This is a genomic window from Pseudomonas sp. GW456-12-10-14-LB2, assembly GCF_002884345.1.
Lineage (GTDB): Bacteria > Pseudomonadota > Gammaproteobacteria > Pseudomonadales > Pseudomonadaceae > Aquipseudomonas > Aquipseudomonas paraglycinae.
Window position 1 is genome coordinate 1 of sequence record NZ_POHV01000211.1, and the last position, 260, is coordinate 260.

The window sequence follows — 260 nt, forward strand, 5'->3', positions numbered from 1 at the left end:
GAAGTAGCGCGCGCCCGGCCGCACCGTGAGGTACTTGGCCGGCACGGTCTCCAGATTGTGGTTGAACACGTCGGGCTTGGCGGCGACCACGACCTCGAGCGCCCCGTCCTTGCGCAGGAAGTCGGGGGTCAGGATCTCGATCGTCGTGCCGGGGCTCGCCCGCCGGATCGCCGCGATGGTGCGGGCGAAATGCTCGGCGCCGCCGTCCTTCAGGTCGTCGCGGTCGACCGAGGTGATGACGACGTGGTGCAGGCCGAGCT

The 260-nt window shown here is 70.0% G+C and carries 1 pseudogene; it reads right to left on the bottom strand.

Annotated features, from left to right (window positions below):
• Positions 1 to 260: pseudogene (locus tag C1X29_RS30070) on the bottom strand (lipoyl synthase); the annotation flags it as partial.